Annotated in this window: 23 protein-coding genes and 1 riboswitch; of the genes, 2 read left to right on the forward strand and 21 right to left on the reverse strand. The window is 39.8% G+C overall.

Features of this window, described 5'->3' with window-relative positions:
- Positions 1–10: 10 nt before the first annotated feature.
- The 7 genes from V7112_RS12855 to V7112_RS23825 all read right to left on the reverse strand — a co-directional run bounded on the left by V7112_RS12855 (position 11) and on the right by V7112_RS23825 (position 6,890).
- Positions 11–736 carry a ThuA domain-containing protein gene (locus V7112_RS12855; protein ID WP_335420159.1) on the reverse strand — a complete coding sequence of 242 codons (726 nt, stop codon included), beginning with the start codon at positions 734–736 and terminating at the stop codon, positions 11–13.
- Positions 737–756: 20 nt separating this feature from the next.
- On the reverse strand, positions 757–1,509 hold the full coding sequence (locus tag V7112_RS12860; RefSeq protein WP_335420162.1) for a response regulator transcription factor: 753 nt from the start codon (positions 1,507–1,509) through the stop codon (positions 757–759).
- Complete coding sequence (locus V7112_RS12865; protein ID WP_335420165.1) at positions 1,490–3,301, reverse strand: sensor histidine kinase; 1,812 nt, start codon at positions 3,299–3,301, stop codon at positions 1,490–1,492. The genes V7112_RS12860 and V7112_RS12865 overlap by 20 nt, the downstream gene beginning before the upstream one ends.
- A gap of 117 nt (positions 3,302–3,418) precedes the next feature.
- Positions 3,419–4,693 carry an ABC transporter substrate-binding protein gene (locus V7112_RS12870; RefSeq protein WP_335420168.1) on the reverse strand — a complete coding sequence of 425 codons (1,275 nt, stop codon included), beginning with the start codon at positions 4,691–4,693 and terminating at the stop codon, positions 3,419–3,421.
- 56 nt (positions 4,694–4,749) lie between these two features.
- A complete protein-coding gene (locus tag V7112_RS12875; RefSeq protein WP_335420170.1) occupies positions 4,750–5,577 on the reverse strand; it encodes a carbohydrate ABC transporter permease in 828 nt (275 codons plus the stop codon).
- Complete coding sequence (locus V7112_RS12880; protein WP_335420175.1) at positions 5,577–6,509, reverse strand: carbohydrate ABC transporter permease; 933 nt, start codon at positions 6,507–6,509, stop codon at positions 5,577–5,579. The genes V7112_RS12875 and V7112_RS12880 overlap by 1 nt, the downstream gene beginning before the upstream one ends.
- Positions 6,510–6,668: 159 nt before the next feature.
- Positions 6,669–6,890: a hypothetical protein gene (locus tag V7112_RS23825; RefSeq protein WP_438823890.1), complete on the reverse strand. Its 222-nt coding sequence runs from the start codon at positions 6,888–6,890 to the stop codon at positions 6,669–6,671.
- Positions 6,891–7,021: 131 nt separating this feature from the next.
- Between V7112_RS23825 and V7112_RS12890 the strand changes: the two genes are divergently transcribed.
- Together V7112_RS12890 and V7112_RS12895 are read left to right on the forward strand one after the other, a co-directional pair.
- Positions 7,022–8,170 carry an ArgE/DapE family deacylase gene (locus tag V7112_RS12890; protein WP_335420178.1) on the forward strand — a complete coding sequence of 383 codons (1,149 nt, stop codon included), beginning with the start codon at positions 7,022–7,024 and terminating at the stop codon, positions 8,168–8,170.
- A 597-nt stretch (positions 8,171–8,767) separates the two neighbouring features.
- Positions 8,768–9,103, forward strand: coding sequence for a L,D-transpeptidase (locus V7112_RS12895; protein ID WP_335420181.1), 336 nt, complete (start codon positions 8,768–8,770; stop codon positions 9,101–9,103).
- 272 nt (positions 9,104–9,375) lie between these two features.
- Here the strand turns inward: V7112_RS12895 and V7112_RS12900 are convergent, their stop codons facing one another.
- The 14 genes from V7112_RS12900 to V7112_RS12965 all read right to left on the reverse strand — a co-directional run bounded on the left by V7112_RS12900 (position 9,376) and on the right by V7112_RS12965 (position 25,727).
- On the reverse strand, positions 9,376–10,644 hold the full coding sequence (locus V7112_RS12900; RefSeq protein ID WP_335420184.1) for a cation:dicarboxylate symporter family transporter: 1,269 nt from the start codon (positions 10,642–10,644) through the stop codon (positions 9,376–9,378).
- Positions 10,645–10,757: 113 nt separating this feature from the next.
- Positions 10,758–10,912, reverse strand: a riboswitch (cyclic di-AMP (ydaO/yuaA leader).
- Between the two features lie 320 nt (positions 10,913–11,232).
- The gene (locus V7112_RS12905; protein ID WP_335420187.1) at positions 11,233–12,141 is read right to left on the reverse strand and encodes a dihydrodipicolinate synthase family protein; all 909 of its coding nucleotides are present in this window, start codon (positions 12,139–12,141) and stop codon (positions 11,233–11,235) included.
- Between the two features lie 70 nt (positions 12,142–12,211).
- Positions 12,212–13,111 carry a fumarylacetoacetate hydrolase family protein gene (locus V7112_RS12910; protein WP_335420191.1) on the reverse strand — a complete coding sequence of 300 codons (900 nt, stop codon included), beginning with the start codon at positions 13,109–13,111 and terminating at the stop codon, positions 12,212–12,214.
- Positions 13,112–13,240: 129 nt separating this feature from the next.
- Positions 13,241–14,014: an IclR family transcriptional regulator gene (locus V7112_RS12915; protein WP_335420194.1), complete on the reverse strand. Its 774-nt coding sequence runs from the start codon at positions 14,012–14,014 to the stop codon at positions 13,241–13,243.
- Positions 14,015–14,091: 77 nt separating this feature from the next.
- The gene (locus V7112_RS12920; protein WP_335420197.1) at positions 14,092–15,036 is read right to left on the reverse strand and encodes a sugar kinase; all 945 of its coding nucleotides are present in this window, start codon (positions 15,034–15,036) and stop codon (positions 14,092–14,094) included.
- 30 nt (positions 15,037–15,066) lie between these two features.
- The gene (locus V7112_RS12925; RefSeq protein WP_335420200.1) at positions 15,067–17,274 is read right to left on the reverse strand and encodes a dihydroxy-acid dehydratase domain-containing protein; all 2,208 of its coding nucleotides are present in this window, start codon (positions 17,272–17,274) and stop codon (positions 15,067–15,069) included.
- A gap of 17 nt (positions 17,275–17,291) precedes the next feature.
- Positions 17,292–18,440 (reverse strand): galactonate dehydratase, encoded by a 1,149-nt coding sequence (gene dgoD / locus V7112_RS12930; protein ID WP_335420350.1) that lies wholly within the window; start codon positions 18,438–18,440, stop codon positions 17,292–17,294.
- Between the two features lie 84 nt (positions 18,441–18,524).
- A complete protein-coding gene (locus V7112_RS12935) occupies positions 18,525–19,793 on the reverse strand; it encodes a lactate racemase domain-containing protein (RefSeq protein ID WP_335420204.1) in 1,269 nt (422 codons plus the stop codon).
- Positions 19,794–19,820: 27 nt separating this feature from the next.
- Positions 19,821–20,870, reverse strand: coding sequence for a TRAP transporter substrate-binding protein (locus V7112_RS12940; RefSeq protein ID WP_335420207.1), 1,050 nt, complete (start codon positions 20,868–20,870; stop codon positions 19,821–19,823).
- 13 nt (positions 20,871–20,883) lie between these two features.
- The gene (locus tag V7112_RS12945; RefSeq protein WP_335420212.1) at positions 20,884–21,921 is read right to left on the reverse strand and encodes a C-terminal binding protein; all 1,038 of its coding nucleotides are present in this window, start codon (positions 21,919–21,921) and stop codon (positions 20,884–20,886) included.
- Positions 21,922–21,940: 19 nt separating this feature from the next.
- Positions 21,941–23,215, reverse strand: a complete 1,275-nt coding sequence (locus V7112_RS12950) for a TRAP transporter large permease (RefSeq protein WP_335420214.1) — start codon at positions 23,213–23,215, stop codon at positions 21,941–21,943.
- Positions 23,216–23,260: 45 nt separating this feature from the next.
- Complete coding sequence (locus V7112_RS12955) at positions 23,261–23,779, reverse strand: TRAP transporter small permease (protein ID WP_335420216.1); 519 nt, start codon at positions 23,777–23,779, stop codon at positions 23,261–23,263.
- A gap of 15 nt (positions 23,780–23,794) precedes the next feature.
- Positions 23,795–24,826: a TRAP transporter substrate-binding protein gene (locus V7112_RS12960; RefSeq protein WP_335420219.1), complete on the reverse strand. Its 1,032-nt coding sequence runs from the start codon at positions 24,824–24,826 to the stop codon at positions 23,795–23,797.
- Between the two features lie 247 nt (positions 24,827–25,073).
- Positions 25,074–25,727 carry a bifunctional 4-hydroxy-2-oxoglutarate aldolase/2-dehydro-3-deoxy-phosphogluconate aldolase gene (locus tag V7112_RS12965; protein WP_335420222.1) on the reverse strand — a complete coding sequence of 218 codons (654 nt, stop codon included), beginning with the start codon at positions 25,725–25,727 and terminating at the stop codon, positions 25,074–25,076.
- Positions 25,728–25,867 lie beyond the last annotated feature (140 nt).

The raw sequence follows: 25,867 nt of genomic DNA on the forward strand, positions 1-25,867 counted from the left end.
CCCTATGTATTTATTTATGTGCTTTAATTTCTTCAAGCGGTTTCGCATTCCCATAAATAGGCTTTGGTAGCTTAGTAGGCTTTGCCCATTTGACTGCATTGCGGATTACTTGTTGAATGTCCTTATGATAATAGGTTGGGTATGTTTCATGTCCTGGGCGAAAATAAAAAATTTTCCCTTTCCCTCTTTGATACGTGCACCCACTTCTAAATACCTCTCCACCTTCAAACCAACTGACCATTACTAGCTGATCAGGTGCAGGAATATCAAAATGCTCCCCATACATCTCTTCTTTTTCAAGCTCGATATATTCACCTAGCCCTTCCACAATCGGATGACTAGGGTCGACAATCCAAATTCTTTCTTTTTCATCCGCTTCTCGCCATTTTAAATCACAAGAGGTTCCCATCAAGGCTTTAAAGATTTTCGAGAAGTGACCTGAATGAAGAACAATGAGCCCCATCCCATCAAGAACCCTTTGCCTCACCTTCTCAACAATCACATCAGTTACCTCATGATGAGCAAGATGGCCCCACCATATTAAAACATCTGTCTCGGCAAGTACCTCATCTGTTAAACCATGCTCTGGCTCATCAAGAGTTGCTGTTCTAACGTGGAGCTGCTCTTCCTTTAAAAGGGTAGCAATGGCCCCATGAATTCCTTCCGGGTAAATCTCCCGTACAAACGGATCCTTCTGCTCATGGCGATTTTCATTCCAAACAGTGACTTGTAGCATTGAGTTGTCCTCCAATTTGATTATTTTACCTTCACTTTCTTATTTCGATATTCATTCGGCCTTACGCCAATTAATTTCTTAAATAGTTTGCTAAAGTATTTCTCATTTTGATATCCTACATGATTTGCAATCTCGTATATCTTCAGATCTCGATTTTCTAATAATTCTTTTGCTTTTTCCATTCGAATTTTCATCACATAATCAGTAATCGTATCGTCAAACTCTTGCTTGAATTTCCTTGAAATATACTCCCTACTTAAGAAAAAACGCTCGGCTAAATCTTGTAAATTGATTTCTGTTTGATAATTTTGCTTTATGTATTCTTCGATTAAATGGATTCCCGTTTTCTCTTTCTGAAATTGGATGTCGGTCGTGACCAATGTCTTTTCGTGAAGAGCTTGCTCCTTCCATTCGTTCACAGCTTTTTCTAATGTTTCATTAAGCACGTCTGGCTCAATTGGCTTTAATAAATAATCAAAGCTTTTATAGTAGATCGCATTCCTCATATATTCAAAATCATCGTAACCGCTTACGACAATTGTTTTACTCAAAATCCCGGATGAACGTATCCATTTCAAAAGACTGATTCCATCTTTTTTGGGCATTCTCATATCAGTAAAAATAATTTCAGGCTGATGCTTCGAGATGAGCTGCATCGCCTCTTCCCCGTCTTTTGCCTCAAAAATCGTGTGTATCCCGAATTTTTTCCACTCTGCTAGTAATAGAAGTCCTTCACGCACATGCTTTTCATCATCAATAATGATTGCTTTCATAATCATCACCTTTCACATCCATCGGGAGTCTCATCGTAACGAGTAGACCACCTTCCTCATTATTTTGAAGTTGTAAAGTTGCTTGGTCATGATAATAAAGCTTTAGTCTTGAATATACATTCTTAAGTCCGATATTGGTTCCCTCGCCCAAACTCGTTTCACTATGAAAATACGAATAAACTTCTTGCAGTCTTTCTTCAGATACTCCCGTTCCATTGTCCTTTACGGCAATGAACAGCTTATTATTTTCAACCGTACATGTTATCTTGATGTTACCCGCTTCTGTCCGATCATCGAATCCATGCTTAAAGTAATTCTCAATGATAGGCTGCAGAATCATTTTCGGAACCTTCACGTTTTGAGCACTTTCATCCACATCAATGATGAATTCTAATTGTTCACCAAATCTTTCTTTCTGTAAAAGCAGAAACGCTTTTATATAATTTATTTCTTTAATCAATGGAATGATGTCTTCTTCCATATTCATTCCATATCTCATTATCTTCGAAAGCTGAGTAATTAATGAATAAATTTGTGGCACATTGTTTTTTAGCGCCAGTGTACCTATCGATTGAAGTGCATTGTATAAAAAATGCGGATTAATTTGCGATTGAAGTACACGCAATTGATTGGTTTTGTTTTCTAATTCAAGCTTATATTCCTTATTAATAAGATGATTAATTTTTTCAATCATTTGCTTAAAGCGATTCCCTAACACCCCGATTTCATCCTCACCAAGTGGTTGAAAATTCACATCCATGTTACCTTCTTCAACCTGATGGATATTGTGTAAAAGGATTCGAATCGGTGAGGTTATTTTAAAGGAGACGAATAAAGTCGCTAGTACAACTAAAATTAATCCAACGACCCCAAATAAAATGTTAATAATCGCTACATTATTAACACTTTCATATAGAGTGGTATACGGAATTCTTTTTACTAACATCCAGTTCCCTGAAATCTCTGGGAGCTTATTATAGACCATGACACCATTAAATGAATCATCACTCCACTCCATGGTCCCCTGCTCTTCATTTGTATGGACTAATGTGTCAATCCACTCTTTGTGATCTGCCTTTTCCTTTTGTTTGGATTGATAGATAAAATCTCCTTCAGCTGAAACGATATAAAATTCCTCATTTTCTTCGTTATATAGATTTTCACTTAATTCAAGGATTTTATCTGGTGTAATTTCCAATGTGACAAAAGCAAGAACGTCATTAGACGGTGAATTGATAAAAGAACGATGAATCGATAATACTGTTTTCGGCCGTTTAACAGTTACAATATTGTCCAAATTCTTTTGCATATGTATAGGTTCAATATACATATTACCCGGGCTATTTTTGGCTTTTTCGAAGACCTCCTCATTACCATTCCCTACCTTATTGGCAAATACGACCGCTGATTGCTTCGAAATAGAGATAATTCGGTCATCATTTGAAAAAGTAATATAGACCCGTTCAATATTCTCTTCCGCATATAAAATCGTTTGCAAAACATCCTTCAGCGTATCCAAGGTCGGATAATGATTTTCCTTATAAGATGACCTTAAATAACTCACAATATCAGGGTTATTATAGAGGGAGAGCGATAGTCCATTAAGCTCTCGGATATAGCTCGTAAGATTTTCCTTGCCTTGATATAAGAGACTCTTATTCTCTTGAACGACCTGATCCTTTAAAGATTCTTTAATATGAAAATATGTAATCGCAATTGACGTTCCAAACGGCACGATTGTTGTTAGTAGCAATAACACAATCAGCCTATTTCGAATACTCTTCTTAAACAAAAGGGCATCTCCCCCTAAATATATACATTATTAGTATAAAATAGAAAGCACGTCTAGTATAGACATGCTTTCTACAAAAAAGGGAGCAATCACTGAAAAATTCCTAGCGATTATCGATTACTTCAAGTTATCCCACGTCTGTTGGAAACGTGCTAATAATTCATCGTAATCAATTTTTCCTGCTGCATATTCTTGGATAGCTGCTGCTTTCTCCATATTTGCACCATCTGGCCATCTAAACCAAGTCCAAGGAACTGTTTTGTCATCCTTAGAATATTCCAGGATTGAAAGACCAAGATCACCTAATCCTGTCGGTTCGATGTTATCGAATGCAGGGATAAACGCGAATTCTTCTGTTATAAAACGCTTACCAGTTTCAGAAGACACCATCCAATTTAAGAAATCCTTTGCTTCTTGTAGATTCTTTGAATTTTTATTAAGAACCCAGTTATTTGGAACCCCTACTGGTAGACGATTTGCTGCTGCTTCATCATCCGTCATTGCAATTGGAAGGAAGCCCATGTTAATTTCAGGATTAATTTCATAAATCATGTTTTCTGTCCAGTTCCCTTGTTGTAGCATTGCCGTTTCACCAGATGCAAATAAGGTAACTTGAGTATTATAATCGGTTGTAAGTGGATTATCATTTGCATATTCTAACTCTAAATCTAGTACATTCTTAAAATCTTCAAAATGCTTATTACCGACAATTTTTTCTGTTCCAGCATAAAGCCCTTCGATAAATTTAACAGGATCATCCTGTTGGGCAAATGGGATATTGAGTAAATGTTGACCAATTACCCACCATTCTCCATAACCAGCTGAGAATGGAACAATCCCTGCTGTTTTAAGCTTTACTGCAGCTTCTTCTAACTCTGAGAATGTTTTCGGAGCTTCTGTAATGCCAGCTTTCTCGAATAAATCCTTGTTATACACAAAGCCATAACCTTCTAAGTTAACAGGCATCCCATATAGCTTACCATCTGTATCTGTCATTGGAACTTTACCAATTGGTAAGACATGCTCTACCCATGGCTCATCTGAAAGATCTGCTAAGCGCTCTTTCCAAAGCTCTAGCTCCTTAAATCCACCATTGTTAAAAATATCGGGCTCATCGCCTGAAGCAAATTTTGCTTTTAACGCAGCACCATAATCAGCACCACCACCAACTGTTTCAAGCTTAATCTTGATGTTTGGATGTTCTTTCTCATACTCATCAATCATCGCTTGTAGCTGATCGGCAATCTCAACCTTGAACTGCATCAGGTTTAGAGTAACGGTCTCCCCTTCTTTTCCTCCATCGCCCTTACCAGTTGTCTTCTCCTTATCCGAACAAGCGCCAAGGATAGTTAAAAACAAAGCCATTGTTAACAAAAGCAATTTGCGTTTCATTAACTTGTTTCCCCCTTTATCATGTGAAATTTTATATTATACAAAAACGTATAACCCTATTTAATAGACCCTGAAGCAATTCCCTTAATAATATGCCTTTGTAAAAACAAGAAGAAAATGATAATCGGTGTGATACCGAGAACAAGCGCTGCTAATCCCATATCCCATTGTTTTGTATACTGAGCAAAGAAAGAGCTTGTTGCTAATGGAATGGTTCGTAGCTCTGCATCTGTTAACACAAGTAAAGGCAGTAAGTAGTCATTCCAAATCCATAATGTGTTTAAAATAATCACCGTCACAGTTATTGGTTTTAATAATGGAAAAACAATTCTCCAAAAGACGCCAAACTGCGAACAACCATCTATTCTCGCTGCTTCCTCTATTTCAACTGGTACTGTCTTCACAAATCCGTGAAAAAGGAATAAGGACAGTGGTACGCCAAATCCAAAATACATGATCACAATCCCTGGAATACTATTGACGATTCCTAACATTCCACCAAGCTTCATGAGCGGTATCATGACAGATTGGAAGGGAATTACCATCGCCGCGACAAAAAAGATAAATAGGAAGTTACTAAACCTTCCACCGGTTCTGACCAATTTCCACGCTGCCATCGAGCTAATCACGACAATTCCAATATTACTGGCAACTGTAATAATCAATGAGTTCCAAAACGCTCTTGGAAAATGAATAATGTCCCATACCTTCACAAAATTCGTAAATAGAAATTCCTTTGGCCATGCAGCCGCATCTATTAAAATCTCAGAAAAAGCTTTCATAGAATTAATGATGACAAAGTAAAATGGGATGAGAAAAATGAGACCTAGCAAAATTCCAAATATCTCTAAAAGAAAGGTCCTCTTTGTATATTTTCGGTTCATTATGCCTCAACCTCCTTTTTCTTCGTCATTACAACTTGAACAGTCGTAAAGACTGCCACAATCACAAAGAACAAGACTGCTTTAGCGGTACCTAGACCGAAATTATTATACTGAAATGCTTCCCGATAAATATTAATCGCAACAGACTCTGTTGAGTTGAACGGGCCCCCGTTTGTCAACGAGATATTAATGTCGAAAATCTTAAATGCCATCGAGATTGTTAAAAAGAAACAAATCGTAAACGCTGGTAGAATTAACGGCATAATAATCTTCGTTAATACATCCCAATTCGAAGCCCCATCAATTCTGGCAGCCTCAATATAGGATTGCTCCACTCCCTGCAAGGCAGCGATATAGATTATCATCATATAACCAGCCGTTTGCCAAGCAAATACAATGACAATTCCCCAAAAGGCAGTAGCCTCGTCACCTAACCATGCAAGCTTAAAAATCCCAATATCGGTATATTTCCCTACCGACGCAAACCCCTTCACAAAGATGAACTGCCAGATAAACCCAAGTAAAAGTCCACCAATCACATTTGGCATAAAAAAGACCGTTCGTAAAATATTCCTCGTCTTTAACGCGCCATTTAACAATAGCGCTAATCCGAATCCAATCAAATTACTAATGATCACAGCCGCAAACATAAACTTCGTTGTAAACCAGAAGGAATTGAAAAACTTTGCATCGTTTGTAAAAATCTTTTTATAATTCTCAAATCCAATCCATTCCACCGCTGAGCTAATCCCGTTCCAGGATGTAAATGAATAATAGATCCCCATTATAAAGGGGATAATTTGAATCATCACAAAAAACAATAATGCAGGTCCAACAAAAGCAGCATAGGTTAATACACTTTTCCACTTTATCTTTCGTTTGGCCCCGAGTTCCGGCTTTCGTTTCAGTTCTACTTCAGTATTCGTCTCCATTTACACCACCCCCTCACTTTTGAAACCGCTTACCTGTATTATAACTGGTACATCCTCATAATACAGGCAACAATATTGACTGATAGGGGGTACGATATTGACTTAGTGATGACTTTGGGACTATTTGTTAGGCTTTATTCTAAATGATTGTTGTTTTAGTCACGTGCAATCTATGTTGATCGGAGTAGATGGCGGCGACTCATCGAAAATGTATTCGCATTTCTTTATGTGGTGAAAATGATTTGTTAGCTTATAAAATAATGGCTTCACCCCAAACAGGTATCTTGCCATTAAAAGCTTTTCTTGCCCCTGCTCCCATAATGCAAATGCAAAAATGCCATTTAATTTCTCCACACAATTTTCTCGCCATTTTCTTTGCAAATAAAAAACTTCATACCACTGTGGGTAGATGTTATCTTATTGAAATGCATACTTTTACTTCAGTAATGGACTTTTGGGTAAAATACAGTTGTATTCTCATTAAGGGTAGACGGATTTTGGAGGGATTTAGTATGAAGCATTTTACAGAGGAAGAAAAGATACAGATTTTATCTGACATTATAGCAATTAAATCAATTAATGAAAACGAAATCGAGGTTGCAGATTATTTGAAAAATTTATTTGCCGAATACGGCATTGAATCGAAAATTGTTCCAGTTACAGACACTCGTGTTAACCTAGTGGCCGAAATTGGAAGCGGAAGTCCAGTCATTGGCGTTTCTGGACATATGGATGTCGTTTCTCCTGGTGATGAAAGTGAGTGGACTTCAGATCCGTTCACATTGACCGAAAGAGACAGAAAATTATTCGGACGTGGAACAAATGACATGAAAGCAGGTTTAGTAAACCTTGCTTTAGTCATGATTGAACTGAAAGAAAATAATGAACTAAAAAATGGTACTGTCCGTTTTATGGCAACGACTGGAGAAGAAGTCGGTGGCGCAGGTTCAAAAAAATTATATGAAGAAGGCTATATGGATAATGTAGATTATTTATGGGTAGCTGAACCTTCTCATGACACGATTATATACTCTCACAAAGGTTCACTTAACTTACGTGTAACGTCCATTGGTGAGGCAGCACACAGCTCTATGCCTGACCAAGGTTATAACGCGATTAATCCATTAATGGCATATCTATTAGAAATAGACAAAAAATTGAATGGCGATGATCGTAAAAATGAGGTTCTAGATAAATTGGTTATGAGTACAACAATTTTTAATGCAGGGAACCAAGTAAACTCAATTCCAGAAAAAGCAGTTGCTGAAATAAACGTGCGCACTATTCCAGAATTTGATAACGATGAAGTGATTGACTTATTTAACACAACAGCTAAGAAATACAATAAAGAAGGCTCTAATATCAATGTTGAAGTGACAATGTCATTACCAAGTGTTTTCACTTCAGGACAGAATGAAATGGTTACTCTTGCTAAAGAACTCAGTAAAAAATATTTAGATTTAGAAATTTCTCTTAAAGGTTCACCAGGGGTAACAGATGCATCAAACCTATTACGAGGTAAAGATGATAACTTCCCATTCATGATGTTTGGTCCAGGAGAAACAAAAATGGCACACAAAACAGACGAATATGTCTACAAGGATTACTACTTTGCATTCTTCGATATCTATAAAGAGTTAGTTTTAGGTTTAACGAAATAAATAGAGCTTTTTTAAACAAAGAGAGGTGACTACCATTTTATAAACTGTTCCTTTTGAGGTGCTTTTCTTAAAATACTTCCCGATGACAGTTGTATTGACATAGTTATTGGTAAACAAAAAAGTAAAACTCACCATAGTAATTGGCGATTTTCTTTATCGGGAATACAAAATCCTTACTTATGATTTAGTTCACCATAATGTTTCAAAATGAGGTTCACTTGGCTTTTTTTGTTAATACTCACTCCTTGTACTAAAGTGAGTAACCAGCAAAAAAATAAGCGGAGATTCTACCGTTAATTGCAAAATGGAGCTCGCTTCGGGGTAAATAAGGGAAGGTTTTCCGGCTATGCATTGAAAAATCCACCATTTTTGCAATTTTTACGATAATAGACGGAATTTTTCCTTCTATATTAGCCTTTTTTGAGAAAAGTTGCCAATTAAGCGGAGTTTTTCCGTCTACGCTGGTTCTTGCGACGGAACCCATTATGGATTTATTGATAAATCCATCATTAAGGAATCTCTCTATCTAGCCAGCTTCTGTAATTAACAAATGCCTGGGTTACTTCATAGGATATTCAAAAAATGGAGTGGATTTACATGGCGAAATGGATCATCATTTCTACATCAAAACATCAATTAAAACTTTTTGATGGAAACAAGCTGATAAAGGTTTACCCAATTGCCGTTGGAAAAATGGTAACCCCAACGCCCACTAGGGCATACACAATTATCAATAAACAACGTAATCCCGGAGGACCCTTTGGAGTGCTATGGATGGGTCTTTCAAGACCTCATTACGGTATTCACGGAACAAATAACCCAGCCTCAATCGGTAAAAGTGTTTCACATGGATGTATTAGAATGTTTAATCATGATGTTCTAGATTTATCATCTAGAGTCCCAATTGGCACTTGGGTTTTTATTCAAAAATGAATTTGTTTATCTCGTATCCTTTACTTGCTAAGTTGGGTTCTCGGTCGATTTTGGATGATCGTTTTAGACGTTCCTCTGTGGAAGAACGAATTTCATTTCGCAAAATCATTTGAACTTTGGCAAGATAACCTTCCATCATATAGGGGGCATGGTTTCAAGTCCCGGTCTCTTTTTTCATTCTATGGATGACAATAGTGTCATTTCGATCCAAACATTTTAGGCTAAAAAAAGACTCTCAACATAATCGTTGAAAGTCTTAAGATGTCTTCGTTTTATACAGCTTCCGCTTCTCTCATGGTCTCGACCTCAGCAGGAGGATTATATTGACCTTCCCATTTTGCAACAACGAGTGCTGCTAATGAATTTCCTACTACGTTAACTGCAGTACGTCCCATATCTAGAATACGGTCAATACCCGCAATAAAGGCTAATCCTTCAGCCGGTAAACCAATTGTACTGAATGTCGCCAATAGCACGACAAAGGATACACCAGGTACTCCTGCCATACCTTTAGAGGTTACCATCAAGACTAACATAAGTGTAATTTGTTGACCAATGCTTAGGTGAATTCCGTACATTTGGGCAATAAATAAGGATGCAATTGCTTGATATAAAACAGATCCATCCAGATTGAACGAATAACCAGTTGGAATAACGAAGGAAGCGATATGCTTTGGACTTCCCGCTTTCTCCATTTTGTCCATAATTTTCGGAAGGACAGTTTCTGAGCTTGCTGTTGAAAAGGCTAAGATTAACTCTTCTTTAATCATCTTCAATAATTTAAAGATATTTAATCCGATGAATTTTGCTAGCAGTCCTAAAACAACAATTACAAAGAAAATCATCGTTCCGTATACAGTAAGGGCTAGCTTCCCTAATGGAATAAGTGATGCAAAACCATATTTAGAAATGGTTACACCAATTAATGCAAACACACCGATTGGGGCATACTTCATAAATAAGTTCGTCACATAAAACATGGCATTTGCCATACCTTCAAAGAAACGTAAAACGGGTTTCCCTTTTTCGCCAATCGCTGCAATTCCTAGACCGAAGACAACTGCAAAGAAGATAATCGCTAGCATATCCCCTTCAACCATAGCTTGAATCGGATTGGTTGGAACAATATGAAGTAATGTGTCGGCAATTGATTTGCCTTCTTGTTCCTCTGATGTGTGGACATAGTTTGAAATGTCACTTTGCTCTAGCTTGTCCATATTTAGACCTGCACCTGGCTGAAATACATTGGCAGCAATAAGGCCAACTGCAATCGCAACCAAAGTCATGCCAATAAAATACGTAAGGGATTTACCACCTAATTTACCAACAGATTTTAAATCACCAACACCGGCAATGGCGACAATAATACTTGAAAGGACGATTGGTACAACAATCATTTTAATTAATCGGATAAAAAGATCACCGAATGGCTGTAAGAAATTCTGTGCCGTTGGATTTCCATAGAATATCCCACCGACGATAATACCTAATACTAAACCAATAAAAATTTGAGTAGCTAAACTTAATTTGAACTTTTTCATAAATTACCTCACCCTCTTGATGTTTTGATTAGACCTATGCCTAGGTAAGGGAAACAAATGAATACGATAAAGAACACAAAAAAAGGCTAGTGTGCCCTACTAGTCTATCGCTTTCGTTTCCACTAAATTGCTTACGAGGTTAGCTTTCAGGTTAGGACTATGGGAAACAATAAGCCCCTTCTTTATAAAGAATTCACCAATAGCGGAACGTTTCCGCATCAAAATTTGGGTCCCCCGCTCTAAAATAAAGATTAAGCATAAAAAATGAACTACTTGGATTTTATCATTAAAATACTATTTTAGTAAACTATTGATTATTTCCAGTAAAGGTGTGAAGGCCACACCTTGTATAACCTCCACCTCAAAACTCACATCGACAGCTCCATTTTTTGAATAACCAGATACTGAAATGTATGCTTCAAACGTGACGTCAATAAACTGATGTTATTCTTAAATAATTATATTTTTGTAACAAAAAAGGTAGCAGTTTGATTATGAAAACTACTACCCATCGGTGGAACGCTTTTTAAATTATCACAGGCATCTTCATTAAAGTCTGTTGTGGACGAATAAGAAGGTTCCTGTTACTTACTTTAGATGTGAATTAATAAATAATCCTACCTTTTCGTTTAATGTAATATCCTCTGCGAAGGCTGGAGGAAGATTAGCTGTTTTATAACCAAGGACAGTTTGATGTACAGTTTCTTTGATTGCTAGGAAGAGCGGTTCGCTAAGTTCATAAACCGACATAAGGGAGATTATCTTTTGATGATGATCTAGTGCTTCTTCTAGTTTTCCAGATTTAAAACAATTATATAGGTTAACGGAATGTTCAGGAGCGAAAACAGAGGTCCCGTGGACCGAGCCTTTTGCTCCTATTTGTAGCGCTGGGAGGACTAAATCATCGAAAGCTGCGAAAACAGCAAAATCCTCTCTCTTTTTTTTCGTCTCAAAAATGAGCTTTCTAATATGTCCAAGATTATCAATCGTGTCCTTAATCCCAACAATATTGTCATAGCTTTCGGCAAGCCTTGCAATGAGCTGTGGTGACAGACTCTGTCCTGTTAACATGGGAATATTATAAATTAAGATAGAAATATCGATACTTTTAGACACAGAAGTAAAATAGTCAAAGAGTTGATTCTCTGTAAATTTCCAATAGTACGGACTTACGACGAGCACCCCATCGGCTCCGCAATCCTGCGCATGACGGGACAATTCGATTGTATCCGCTAAAGAAGTAGACCCTGTACCAATAAGAACAGGAACCCGGTTATTCACATAAGGAATCATATCCTCCATGAATCGCTTACGCATATCTATGGATAAAGAAGAAAACTCCCCAGTACTTCCCATAAATAAGATCCCGTGGACCCCTTTATCAATGAGAAAATCTGTTAACTGTTTGTTGGCTTCCCAGTTAAAATCCCCATCCTCATTAAATAATGTGACAACGGGAGAGATTATCCCATGAAACTTACCTGTTTCTCGTTCCACTCATCATCACCCTTTTTGCGAAGTTTAAAACTCTCCCCCATCTCTTGGATGGAGGAGAACGTGAATCCGGTTACAAAACTTGTTCACTAGGTAACTGTACTTTTACAGGATTCGCTAAAATACCAATTGAGGAAATCTCAATTTCGATTTGGTCGTTGTCTTTAAGGGTAAATTCGTTTGGCGGTACAATTGAGGTGCCTGTTAATAGAACCGTACCTTCAAAGATTTCATTGTCTCGAATCAAAAACGAGACTAGTTCATCAAATCGTCGTTTTAACTGCGCTGTATTCGCGGTTCCCTCTACGACCAATTGGTCGTCTCTGAAAATACGGCAGCTAAGCTGGAAATTATACGGGTCTTCTACCGTTTCTGCAAGGCGAATAGCTGGTCCAATCGCACATGAATGTTTCCAAATCTTTGCTTGTGGTAAATAAAGTGGGTTATCGCCCTCGATGTCCCTGCAACTCATATCATTGCCGATTGTATAGCCAACAATCCGGCCATCCTTTGTGAGGACAAGACCAACCTCAGGCTCGGGAATCTGCCAATTGGAATCATTTCTTAAGTAAACGGGAGTATTCGGACCCACGGTTCTGGCAGCCGTTGATTTTAAAAATAGCTCTGGCCGCTCAGCATCATAAACTTTGTCATAACATGTTTGTTCGTCATTGTTTCCACTTGTAGTTTCATAGTTTCTTGCATCCCTACTTTTCTCGTAGGTGACTCCAGAAGCCCATACCTCTGGGGCAACGATTGGAACTAACAATTCTAACTCTTCAAGACTTTCTCTAATAGGTTCCGTTCCTGCTATAGAGTTTTCAACCAGTCTAAGTGTCGAAACCCCAGCGGATTCCGCTTGGTTCACCAATTCCATAAAATCCGAATAAGGCAAGGAATAAATGTCTCCCTGATCCGTTAACGCTCCAAGTACAACAGCTGAATGATTATTTACAAAACGAATAATTCTCATGTATACCCCTCCTGTTTTATAATGTAAAACTCAGTTTTGTAATTTAGATAAAATATGACCATACTTCAGATGCAACATATTGAATAAGGTCGAGGATTTTTATGTACTAAGCCATAAAAATCCTTGACGCTATTTGATCGGTAAATGCATTTCATAGCCCAATTCTCTAGAAACTTTCATCGCAGCTTCTTTTAACATCTCAACTGTTCTCTGTAGTTTTTCTTGGTCGATACTTGCTGAATGCTGGGACATACTCATCGCTGCTACAACTGTTCCAGAGTGATCCCAGATGGGAACTGCAACACAGGCGATACCTGGTTCATTTTCTTCCTTATCCATCGAATAGCCTTTTTCTCTTACTTTATCAAGTTCAGCCAAAAACAGAGTTTCATCTGTGATTGTATTAGCAGTCTGCTGAACGTATTCATAGTCTTTAAGGATTTCTTGAAGCTCTTTACTGGATTTATTTGCAATAAGCGACTTTCCGACTGCACTGCTATGCAGCGGTATTCTTCTTCCAATTCTTGAGTACAGAACTGTCGCGGAAGGACCCTCAACCTTATCAATATAAATCCCTTCTTTGCCGTCTCGAATAACAAGATGGACTGTATTTCCCGACTTTACTGACAACTCAATTAAATACTTCTTAGCAACTGTTCGTAGATCAAGTCTTCGAATAACAACATTGCCACGCTCGAATAATTTCATTCCAAGGCGGTATTTACCGTTTTCAGGGTTTTGCTCAATATATCCTCTTTGCCTCAGTGTCTGTAATAGGGAGTGCACTGTACTTTTATGAAGTTGCATTTTCTCACTAATTTCAGTGATTTTCATTTCTTGTTCGTATTCATCGAATAAATCGAGGATACGGAGGGCACGATCTACTGATTGAATGATAAGCATTTTTCTCACCCTTCTAAAGTCCTAAATATGAATACATTTTACCATAATAAGTAGATTAGTAATATGTATTCTTGCTGTTAACGAAGAACTTCAGTATCTAAATCATCCTGACTAATTTGAGACCAAAACGGGTACCCTTCTACATCGCCTGCTGTAGTCAAGGCAAATGCTCCTACCCTGTTTCCAAGGCGGACCGCTTCTTCCAATGACCATACTCTTAACAATCCAGATAGTAAGCCGGCTGCGAACCCATCACCTGCACCAATCTGATCAACAATTCGGTTTACCGTATAGCCTGGAACAAATCCTTCAGCTGCTTTCGTTGCGAAATAAGCACCTTTGTCCCCCAACTTTACGACGACTGTTTCTGCGCCTTTCTCTAAAAAACAGGAGGCGATTTCGGCCGGTTGTTTCTTTCCTGTTAAGATCATCCCTTCTTCCAGACCGGGAAGAACGATATCAGACTGCGCGGCGATGTCGTTCAATATTTCGTACGCCTCTTCTTTGCTCCAAAGCTTCAGACGGATATTCGGGTCAAAGACTACCTTCACTTTATTCTTTTTCGCCAATGAAATGGCATGCATGACGGTTTCCCTGCAAGATGGGCTTAACGCAGGAGTAATGCCGGTTACATGCAGGAACGTTGCCGTTTTGATGTGCTCTTCGTTTAGATCCTCTGGAATCATCCTGCTAGCAGCAGAGCCTTTCCGGTAATATAAAATATTGGGTTCCTGCATTGGACGCATTTCCTTAAAAAATACCGCGGTAGGGTTATTTTCATCAAAAATGACTCCCGAAGTATCCACGCCTTCTCCCCTAATAAAGTTGCGAATGTAAATGCCAAACTCATCCTTACCAAGTCTTCCAATCCATCCGACTTGATGACCGAGTCTCGATAAGGCGATTGCAACATTCGATTCTGCTCCCCCAATTGTTTTTTGAAAACTGCTGGTAAACCTTAAGGGGCCGGGTGTTATTGGGGTAAACAAAACCATTGTTTCACCAAATGTGATTACATCCATACGTTAGCCCCCTGTTTTCCCAATTGGTTTCTAATGTGTTTTTTCTGAAAGATTGATTGAATAAGCAGCTAAATCCGCCCGATAGTCGTATACAGCATCTTCTGCCACCTCAAGTGGAACAACACCATTGGCAGCATCCGTATGTCCTGCCATCCGGTTACTTGCAGCTACCAAACGCTGTCGCTGGCGAATCGTTTTTAGTCTCGCTTCCCCCAGCTCTAACCTAGCCTCTTTAGCAGCTTCAAACTGAAACACAAGGTTCCCTTTTTGGAATTCGCCTTCATCTAAATAGTCGATTCTTTTGTTACGAAGCTGTAGATAAAGGATATCTCCTGTCTTCAGGTATAGAATACCTCCACCATTTTTTGCCTCAGGAGTCATATGTCCGATAGCAGCTCCATAGGTTACTCCAGAGTAGCGACCATCACTAATTAACGTTGCCAATCTTTTCAGCTTTCGGTTCGCGTTTATATGCTGCATTGGCGTAAACATTTCTGGCATTCCAAATGCTTCCGGCCCCTGCCCAGACACAATCACAGAGATTTTTAATGCACCCTCGGCAGCCATATAGTCAAATAACTGATCATATTCCATATCTCTACCGGTCTCAAACAGTTCCGGTGCATTGTGTTTGAGCATCGCCTTCATCGTTATATAATCAAAGCTTCGGTTCTGTTTTATTTTTTCTAATAGGTTTTCTTCCAACAGTTCTTCGTTGGCACTATGTTCATTATCATAGAAAAGTACAAATGACGCCTTTTGATCAAAATTATCAAGTTGAGCCGTTGTCATACCGCTTATCTTTACCACAGCACTTTCAAAAAAGTTCCCTGTTAACACGTCTACTCCGCTAAATGACCTTCTTGGCTTTGAGAGAATAATAGGATTATCCTTTACTCCAGTTGCCGGTAAACCTTGTGTTTTCGAGAGTCGCTCTCTCCAGGTTGTTCCGGTCACTGTCGGTGCATCTATATCCATTGGAACGCCATTTTCAATCAACTCATAGATGAGTGTTTCCATCCCTTTAATCTGCCCGCTGCAGCATTGCATTGCAAGCGCAAAAATATCTCTGCCCTCTGTCAGGCTATAGTTAAACAAATCTGGAATAGGGACCTCATGATGGATTTGGTCATAATCCCACAGGTTAAATTTATAACCGCCGTACACCATCGCAGCAACGATGTGCATCATCAAGTTAGTGGAGCCCCCTGATGCACTGTGGATTCTAATCGCATTTCTAATATTGGCAGCCATAATGTTAGAAGTTCCAAAATCTGGATTATTTATCATACCTGCAAGCGCATCGACTGCTTCATTGACCTCGCTCTGTGTTGGCGGAGCTGTCAGCTGTTCAACCGCCGGATGTACAAGTCCCATCCCCGCTACCAGGTGCCGTGAGCTGTTTCCTGTCCCGTTAAAAGCGCATACACCACCCTGACCATCACAAGTCGCAACAGCCAATTTCTTTTCGTAAAGCTCGTGCTGATTCTTCGTAATGATGCCACGCTCCCTTGCGCGCTCAAGTACGCCTTGAAATGCTGTATTTGAGGAGCATTGTAAAATATACGAAAGGGCATCGCGCAGGTCAAAAGCAATGTCCTCTGCTCCTTTCGCTTCTGCGAGGAGAGCCACTTCTTCAAGCTCGGTAAAAAGTGCGCTTGGGATTGTTCCACCCTGAAGAACATGTGCAGGGGCAAACGTAGCAAAAAACGGCGCTTCATTTCGGAATTTACGAACCCTATCTAGATGCGCCAAGGCACTAACGACACCAAGTGGCTGTTTGTCGCAGCCCTGAATCACAAATGCCCCGTGATAGCTATGGGCTTCCAGCTGGTTCACAACCATTTGTGCCACTGCATTACGACTTTGCAAGGAATAGCTCATCCCCTGGTTACTCTGGGCGGTTCCATCGCACATAACCGGAGTAGCAAATTGAAATGGAACTCCTCCGTTCTGCCAAATCCGGATGGCTGCCCTTGCAATCGTTTGGAAGTCCATGATATGGGCTGGATGATCCTGCGAACCTCCTATTATCGCGATTCTTGGAGCATTATGATGTAGCCGGTCATAAATCTCTTCTAACGACCAATCCGGTTGGAACCCTTTCAATTCCGTTTGCAGGATTTGTTTGGACCGGTCCAACAATCCAGCGACACAGATTGGTTCATTTGCTTTCCCTTGAACATTATCCCGATAAGGATTAACCGTATTCTCAATATAGGGGAATTTCACTGACATCAAACCTACCTCCTTTTTTACCATTCAGCTACACTGCCATCTTCATTTCTCCAAATTGGATTTTTCCAATCATGACCCTTTTCAGCTGCAGCCAAAACGGCCTCTTCATTCACATCAATGCCCAATCCTGGACCTTCGGGAATCTCGACAAACCCATTTGTATATTTAAAGACAGTTGGATCTGTTAAGTAGTCAAGCAAATCACTGCCTTGATTGTAATGAATACCCAGACTTTGTTCTTGAATCACCACATTTGGTGTACAGGCATCCAGTTGGAAAGAGGAAGCTAGTGCAATCGGTCCAAGTGGACAGTGCGGGGCAACTGCAACGTCAAAAGCCTCCGCCATAGCAGCAATTTTTTTGCATTCAAGGATTCCCCCGGCATGAGAAAGGTCTGGCTGAATAATGTCAACATACCCATCCATTAAAAGTTGCTTAAAGCCCCATCGGCTATATTGCCTTTCGCCTGTAGCAATTGGGCAAACGGTATGCCGGGCAATTTCCCTTAATGCCTCATTGTTTTCTGGCAAAACGGGTTCCTCGATAAACATTGGGCGGAAAGGTTCTAATTCCTTCACAAGAATTTTTGCCATGCTCTTATGAACCCTGCCGTGAAAGTCGAGTGCGATTCCAAACTCTTTGCCCACCGCTTCTCTCACCGCAGCGATTCTTTGAACGGCCGCTTCTACCTTTGTATGGGTATCGATATAATCCATTTCCTCGGTTGCATTCATTTTGATTGCCGTAAAACCGGCTGCCGCCTTTTCCTTGGCTGCTTTGGCCACATCCGTCGGCCGGTCCCCGCCAATCCAAGAATAAACCCTAATTTTTTCCCTAGCCTTGCCACCAAGCATCTCGTAGACTGGAATTTGATAGTACTTCCCTTTAATATCCCAGAGCGCCTGCTCAATTCCGGAAATCGCACTCATTAAAATCGGACCGCCTCTGTAAAATCCCCCTCTGTAAAGAACCTGCCAATGGTCCTCGATCATGAATGGATCTTTTCCGACAAGATAGTCACTGATTTCTTGCACACAGGCTTTTACTGTATCTGCTCGCCCTTCAAGAATCGGTTCTCCCCATCCTGAAATCCCTTCGTCTGTATCAATCTTCAGGAATAGCCAACGGGGAGGCACCTTATACAGTGTCAAAGATGTGATTTTTATAAAAAACCCCTCCCTAAAGAACTATTTAATGTAAGAAAGGTAAAAATCATTAGCCTAAAAAGAATTATTTTTCTATTAAACTACTTATATACCAACGTTTGAAATCGACAATTTCATGGGAGCAGGATTAGATAAAATATCGATAGAATCTAAGCTTTTCGCTTCCTCCAACATTGATTCTGATATCCATATCTCTTGAATTTCCAATGTGTTTTTGATCCGGACGATCCTTGCTTTACTTAAATCAAAAGCATTACAGGTTTTAATCGCTGCTTTTACTGCTAATTCCTCATTTTCCAAAATCATCGGCAGCTTGACGACCTGTGTGACTGTACTTGTTAACGCATTGGCATACCCTTTTTCCAAAATAGTTTGATCCATCACCTTTTGAGTAGACACATCGGCCAACCCAATCCCATTTGCATTCCCATGTGTTTTCTCAGTTAATCCCAAAACTGCAATTCTAGTTACCTGAGGACCGCCACTCGCATAAGGTGTAGCGTATCGTCCAGTTATATTTGGATCCATTCCGTCTCCCGAAATGTCCTTTCCAAGTTCATCAACAACAAGAACATCAATGGGATCAAACATGATTGTCGGCATTAATGATTTTGCTTCTATCAAGAGATCCGGCTCACGGTGGATAAGATCCTCTGCCGGAATCGCAACAATCTTAGCAGGTCGATCATAGGCATTTTCTAACGACCCTAGACCAAAAATGATTGGCGTACGCTCAATAGCTATTTTCGCCATCTCCACTACATGCTCGGCCATGTATTTGAAGCTGAATGCATGTGCAGCCTCCGCCCCTTTTTGCTTTCCAAGTCCAATCGTAATCATTTTCATTAGTCCACTTTCTACTGGTCCGCGAAAAGCTGTATGAGGTTTAATCCTGTTTATCACAATGATTTTATCCGCTTTGTAAGCATGATAATCCATATAAATTGGAAGACCGTTTGGTAGTCTTCCAATTTCTACAACCTCCATGGTAGCTAGAATGGGGGCACCAATTGCATCTTCTGTTACCCCCAATTGCTCAAGAACATCCACTTGACCAGCGGCGGTTGCCCCTCCATGGCTACCCATCGCTGGCACGATGAACGGATTTCCACCGACACTTTTCACCGCATGTACAGTCTCCCTAACCAGTTCAGGCAAACTGGCGACTCCTCTCGAACCAACAGCGATTGCTACTCTGTCTCCAGCGTCAACTCCAGTAAGTACCCCGGCCGTCCGAATCGCTTCATGAACGGCCTCTTTAACATTATTGACTTCTGGAGCATGAAAATTTTGCCTTATCTTTATCATTCGTGGAATTTCTATGTCACGCAGGAGTTCTTTTATGATTTCCATGTTCCCTCATCTCCCGGAATCTCATTCCTATTTGCGTACTTTTTCAATTTCCTTCATCATCTCGTCTACAAGGTCCTGCCCAAACTTTTCTGAGTACTCATCAATAATAGGCTGAATGACCTCTTTCATTTTTTGCTTTTCTTCGTTAGATACTTCGTTTACCTTTGTTCCTGATTCCTTTATTTCTTCAATCGCTTTAGAATCCTCTTCACGGCTTATCTGACGCTGATACTTACCTGCTTCAACAGCGGCATCTTTTAAAATGGTTTGCTCTTCCTCAGAAAGACCATCCCAGAATTTCTTACTAACTAAGAATACAAATGGCGTATATACATGCCCAGTCAAACTTAAATAATCCTGAACCTCATTAAATTTATTTGACTTAATAGTTGCAAGCGGATTTTCTTGACCATCTACTGTTTTGCTCTCAAGTGCAGTGAAAACTTCTGAAAAAGCCATTGGTGTTGGATTTGCCCCGAGCTCTTTAAATGCATCAAGATGAACTTCATTTTGCATGGTTCTGACTTTTAACCCCTTGAAGTCTTCCGCCTTTTCAACAGGATGTTTACTGTTTGTCAATTGACGGAACCCATTTTCCCAGTACCCGAGTCCAATGAGCCCGTGTTCCGGGAGTTTCTCCAATAGCTTTTGGCCAACTGGACCATCAAGAACCGCATCGGCCTCTTCTGCCGTGTTAAACAGGAATGGGAAATCAAAAATACCGAATTCCTTGATCATTCCTACTAATGGCGATGTGGATGGAATGGTAATCTCCTGAAGTCCCCCCTGAAGTGCCTCAGTCATTTTTTGGTCATCGCCTAGTGTTGCACTGTAAAATGGTTTTACTGTTAATTTTCCACCACTCTTTTCCGCAACAATTTCACTAAACTTTTTTAATCCTAGACCTTCCGGGTGGTCTTCATTCAACCCAATTCCTGCTTTGATTGTTCGTTCCTGGATTCCTTCCGACTTATTCCCTCCATCACTGTTTCCAGTTGATGGTGAACCACATGCACTAAGCAGTAACATTCCTGGAATAATAATTCCAACACCCAATTTTTTAAGCCAATTTTTCATTTATACTTCCCCCTTATCTTGTTCCTTTTATATTTGGAATGGTCTCTTGACCGACTTGTTCCTTCAAACGCTTATCATTCTTTACTTCTATATTAACCAGGTATTTTGGGTACTTCTTTTCAATCAGCACATCCGTGATTCCCACCGCTGCCTTTGTCCTCATTTCCGCCTCGGCTTCTTCGGAATACCAGGCAACATGTGGTGTTAAAATTACTTGATCCATCGACAGAAATGGATGTTGTGCTCCAATCGGCTCTTCTTCAACTACATCTAAAGCTGCTCCTGCTACCTGTCCTAGCTGAAGCGCCTCAATTAGAGCACTTTCATCAATAACAGGTCCCCTGGAAGTATTAATAATTAACGGGTTCTTTTTCATCCTTGCAAATTGTTCTTTTCCAAGCATCCCTTTTGTAGCCGGATTCAGTGGGGCATGAACAGAGATGATATCCGACTGTTCTACAAGAGTTGCAAGAGAGACTAGGGTAACCCCCCTTCTCTTTGCCTCTGATGCCGGAAAATAAGGATCCGCAGCGATGATGTTAAATCCAAGTGGTTTTGCTTTCTCGGCAAGGGATTGAGGAATTTTGCCAAAGCCAACAAGGCCCAGTGTTTGGTTATTCAGCCGATGAATCGGTCTTGTCACTTTAAAGTCCCAATTCCCGTTTTTTACCTGCTGATTTGCCACTACGACTTTCCGTACCCATGATAAAATCAGGGCTAAGGCGTGATCTGAAACTTCATCCATACAGTAATCAGGCACATTCGCTACACAGATTCCTCTCTCTGTAGCCGCTTCCAAGTCAATGGTATTGACTCCGACCCCATACCGTGTAATCACCTGACATTTTGTCAACGATTCAATCACTCGTCTACTAAGCGGCGCATACTGATTGATGATACCGTCTGCGTCATGACAGGCATGAATGACTTCCTCTTCCGTGCGACATTGGGCAGCAATTACTTCAATTTCCGGCGCTTGGTATAACACCGCCTCCTCAAATCGAAGATCTTCAAACTCCCAGTCTGTTACCACTACTTTGAACTTATCCAAAATTTCACCTCCAATAAAATTACGTTAAGAAATCAAGCGGAACCATAATAATAGAAGGAAATAGTATCAAAAGAATAAGGACAATAATATGAACTAGGACAAACGGCCAGATTCCTTTTGTCAATTCAATGATATTGATTTTACTGATTCCGCAGCCGACATATAAGACCGTTCCGACTGGAGGGGTAATTAAGCCAATACACAAGTTAATGACCATAATAATTCCGAAATACACAGGATCAATTCCAGCCATTTTTACAAGGGGCAAGAATACCGGTGTAAAGATTAAAATAGCGGGTGTAAGATCCATCACAAGTCCAATAGCCAATAAAATTAAATTAATTAATAACAGCAACATTAAAGGACTTTCAATCAGCCCGCCAAGAGCTGCTGCCATTTGTCCAGGGACGTCCGCTACGGTGATCATCCAAGCAGAAACCATTGCCGCTGCTGCAACGAACATAACCACTGCAGTCGTCTTTGCTGCCGCAACCAGGACATTATGCAAATCTTTTAATTCCAATTCACGGTATATAAAAAACCCGACAAATAAGGCATAAAATGCAGCTACCACAGCCGCTTCTGTAGGTGTAAAAATTCCTCCCCTTAAACCGCCAATGATAATAACAGGAAGAAACAAAGCCCAGATTGCTTTTATTGTAGACTTTAAAATCTCTTTTGTTGTTTGTCGTTTTGGAAGTTCACTTTTATCTTTTCGGGCAATAAAAGTCCATGCGATAATGAGTCCCCCGCCCATCATGATACCCGGAACAATGCCCCCCATAAATAACTGGGTGATCGATACACCGGCAGTTACCCCGAAGATAATCATTGGAATACTAGGAGGAATAACGGGAGCAATAATTCCTGAAGCACAAATGAGTCCCGTAGAGCGATTAACATCATAACCCCTGGCAATCATCATCGGTATTGAAATGGCACCAAGTGCGGCAGTATCAGCTACTGCTGATCCGGACAATCCGGCAAACAAAATACTTGCAATGATGGCTACATACCCAAGCCCTCCTCTAATGTGGCCGACCAAGGACATGGCAAATTCGACAATTCGCTTGGAAATACCTCCCGCGTTCATCAGTTCCCCTGCTAGCACAAAAAACGGGATTGCCATAAGTGAAAAGTTATTTGCTCCATTGATAAGGTTCTGCGCTACAATTTGTGCATCCATCATATTTAAAGTAAACATAATGGCAACCCCACAAAGAATTAATGCAAAGGCGATAGGCACTCCAAGTGCAAGTGTTCCAAACAACGAGCCAAGAAAAACAGCAACCATACATTTGCCTCCTTTCGGAAATATATTTCTATTCGTTTAGTAACTTTAAGGTTTGATAACTTCCTCAGTAGTAGAAATGATGCTAAATTGTGAATTGGACTTTGACGTAAATGCCTGAATCATTCTGACGATAATAATCAAGGCCATTGCAATACTGGTAATAACTCCTATTCCATACATAAATGAAAGCGGAAGTCCTGTTGCTGGGGCGGTGCTGTTCATATTTAACAATGTCATTTTCCAGCTGCCTACAAGTAATAGCCATAAAACATATAACACTAATAAATTACTAATCACGAATGCTATTTTCTTTAATTTTATCGGCAGCGCATTGACAACAACATCGACACCAAGATGCATATTATCCTTCAGACAGGCAATCGCACCAAGAAATACCATCCACACAAACAGAAATCTAGACATTTCTTCAGACCATGTAATTCCTGAATTGAAAATGTAACGGAGGAGTACATTTCCAAAAACTAGAATAGACATCGTAGCCAAGGATAGAGAAATACTTGCATTGAGGACTTTTATACTGAATTTGTTGACTTTTTGTAGCATGAATAATTCCCTCCTTTAGTTAGCTTCAGCTTTGATCCTTTCAACCAAATCTTTGGCCCAATCGTATTTTTGATAGATTTCATCGTATAAAGGCTGGGCTGCCTTTTCCATATCCTGTGAGAATTCTTCAGATGGAGTCGTAAACTCGACACCATTTTCTTCGAGAAATTTCTTATCTTCTTCATAGCTTTTTTCCAGTAATTCGAATTCATATTCTGCTGCAGCCTTTGAGGCTTTTTCAATAATTTGTTGCTGTTCTTTGGATAATCCGTTCCAGAATTGACTATTAATGATATAGACATTCGGGCTGAACATATGCTTAGATTCCAGAACATCGCTCTGTACCTCATACCACCCGGATGCTCGAAGGGATGCAATCGGATTATCTTGCCCATCCACAACATGTTGTTCTAAAGCAGAAAATATTTCTGAAATCGCTAGAGGTGTAACATTTGCTCCAAGCAATTGCCCAAGAGTAATGTAGTTTGGAATATTTGGCATCCTTAAGCGAAGTCCATCAAATTCCTCTAAGCTCGTAATCGGTTTATTTGATGAAAACATTCTGAAGCCGTTCGCACTCCAAGCCAATGGTCTTACACCATGTTCTTTTTCAAGGTCGGCCGTTAATTCTTCGCCAATCGGACCATTTAATACAGCTTTTACGTGTTCAAAATCTTTAAACAGGAATGGCCATTCAGGGACAGCCATTTTAGGAATGTCTGCCTGCATAATTAAGCCAGGGATCCCCATTTCAATCGTGCCGTTTCGGACTCCATCATAGAACTCCTTTTCGGCACCAAGTGTACTATTCGGGAATAGTTGAACCTTCAAGCTTCCTTTCGATTCTTCTTCAACCATTTTTTTGAATTTTTCTTTGAGGGCTATGTTCTGTGGATGATCTTCTGCAAAATAATGAGCTACTTTTATCGTTTTAGATTGATTGCCGGTTCCTTGTTCTGAACCGGATTTTTCTGTACCTCCGCAAGCGGTGAGGAACAATGATGCAATGAGGATAAAAATTACTATAAGTGAAAATTTTTTATTCATCTTACCAGCTCCTTTTTTAATCAGGATAAAATGTAAGCGATATCAAAATGTTCAATGACCAAAAACTCCAATTTTCACCTCCCTTAAGATTGTTTTACATTGTAAAACTAAGTTGTGAATATTGAAGAAAAAAACGAACAAATTTCAATTTAGTTTTATAATATAAAACCAAATTCCACAATGTGAAACTAACCTAAACGTAATATAATTCAAATTTTCTGACTTGTCAATAATCTATGTAGAATTTTTATCCATTTTTTTCTATTCTTGCTTCCTTTACTTTTTGGACAAACAGCTGGGCAAGTGTGGTTAATGCACCCCACTCTTCCGTGTCTATAAAGTCTTTTCTCACTAGCGATCCACCTACTCCCACGGCAACGGATCCCGCTGTGATAAAATCCTTCGTATTCTTAAGGGTGATTCCCCCAGTTGGCATCATTGGAATTTGACCTAAAGGTCCGCGAATTTGTCTAATAAAATCTGCCCCCAATGTACTTGCCGGGAATACCTTCACAATATCTGCTCCCCACTCATATGCCTGCAAAATCTCAGTTGGTGTGAAAACACCAGGGATTACTATTTTCTTGTATCCTTTGGTTACCTCAATCGTTTCTCTTTTTAAGGTTGGTGCAAAAATAAATTCTGCCCCCGCCTCAATCGCCATTTCGGCTGACTGGGAGTCGAGCACAGTGCCAGCTCCAATTACAGCCTTTTCCCCAAATGTGTCTTTTACCTCCCGAATAGCACCCAATGCGTCCTCAGAATCAATTGTAATTTCAATGCCGGTAATGCCCCCTGCTATAAGAGAGGATACGACCTGAAGGACTTTTTCCCGACTGACTTTCCGGACAACTGCAACAACACCTGATTCCAATAGATAAGCCAGGTTGTTAGAATTCATAGAATTCCTCCGTTTCATATTTACGTTATTAATAGATTCTGATGGTGCCTCCAGAATCAACCCATTTATATGACTGAATAATAGTTTGCAAGATGATCGAAAATGTTGTTATCCATAGAAGTATGCTACTGGGAGGATAA

It is taken from the genome of Bacillus sp. JJ1566 (assembly GCF_036962685.1).
Taxonomy (GTDB): Bacteria; Bacillota; Bacilli; order Bacillales; family Bacillaceae_L; genus Ferdinandcohnia.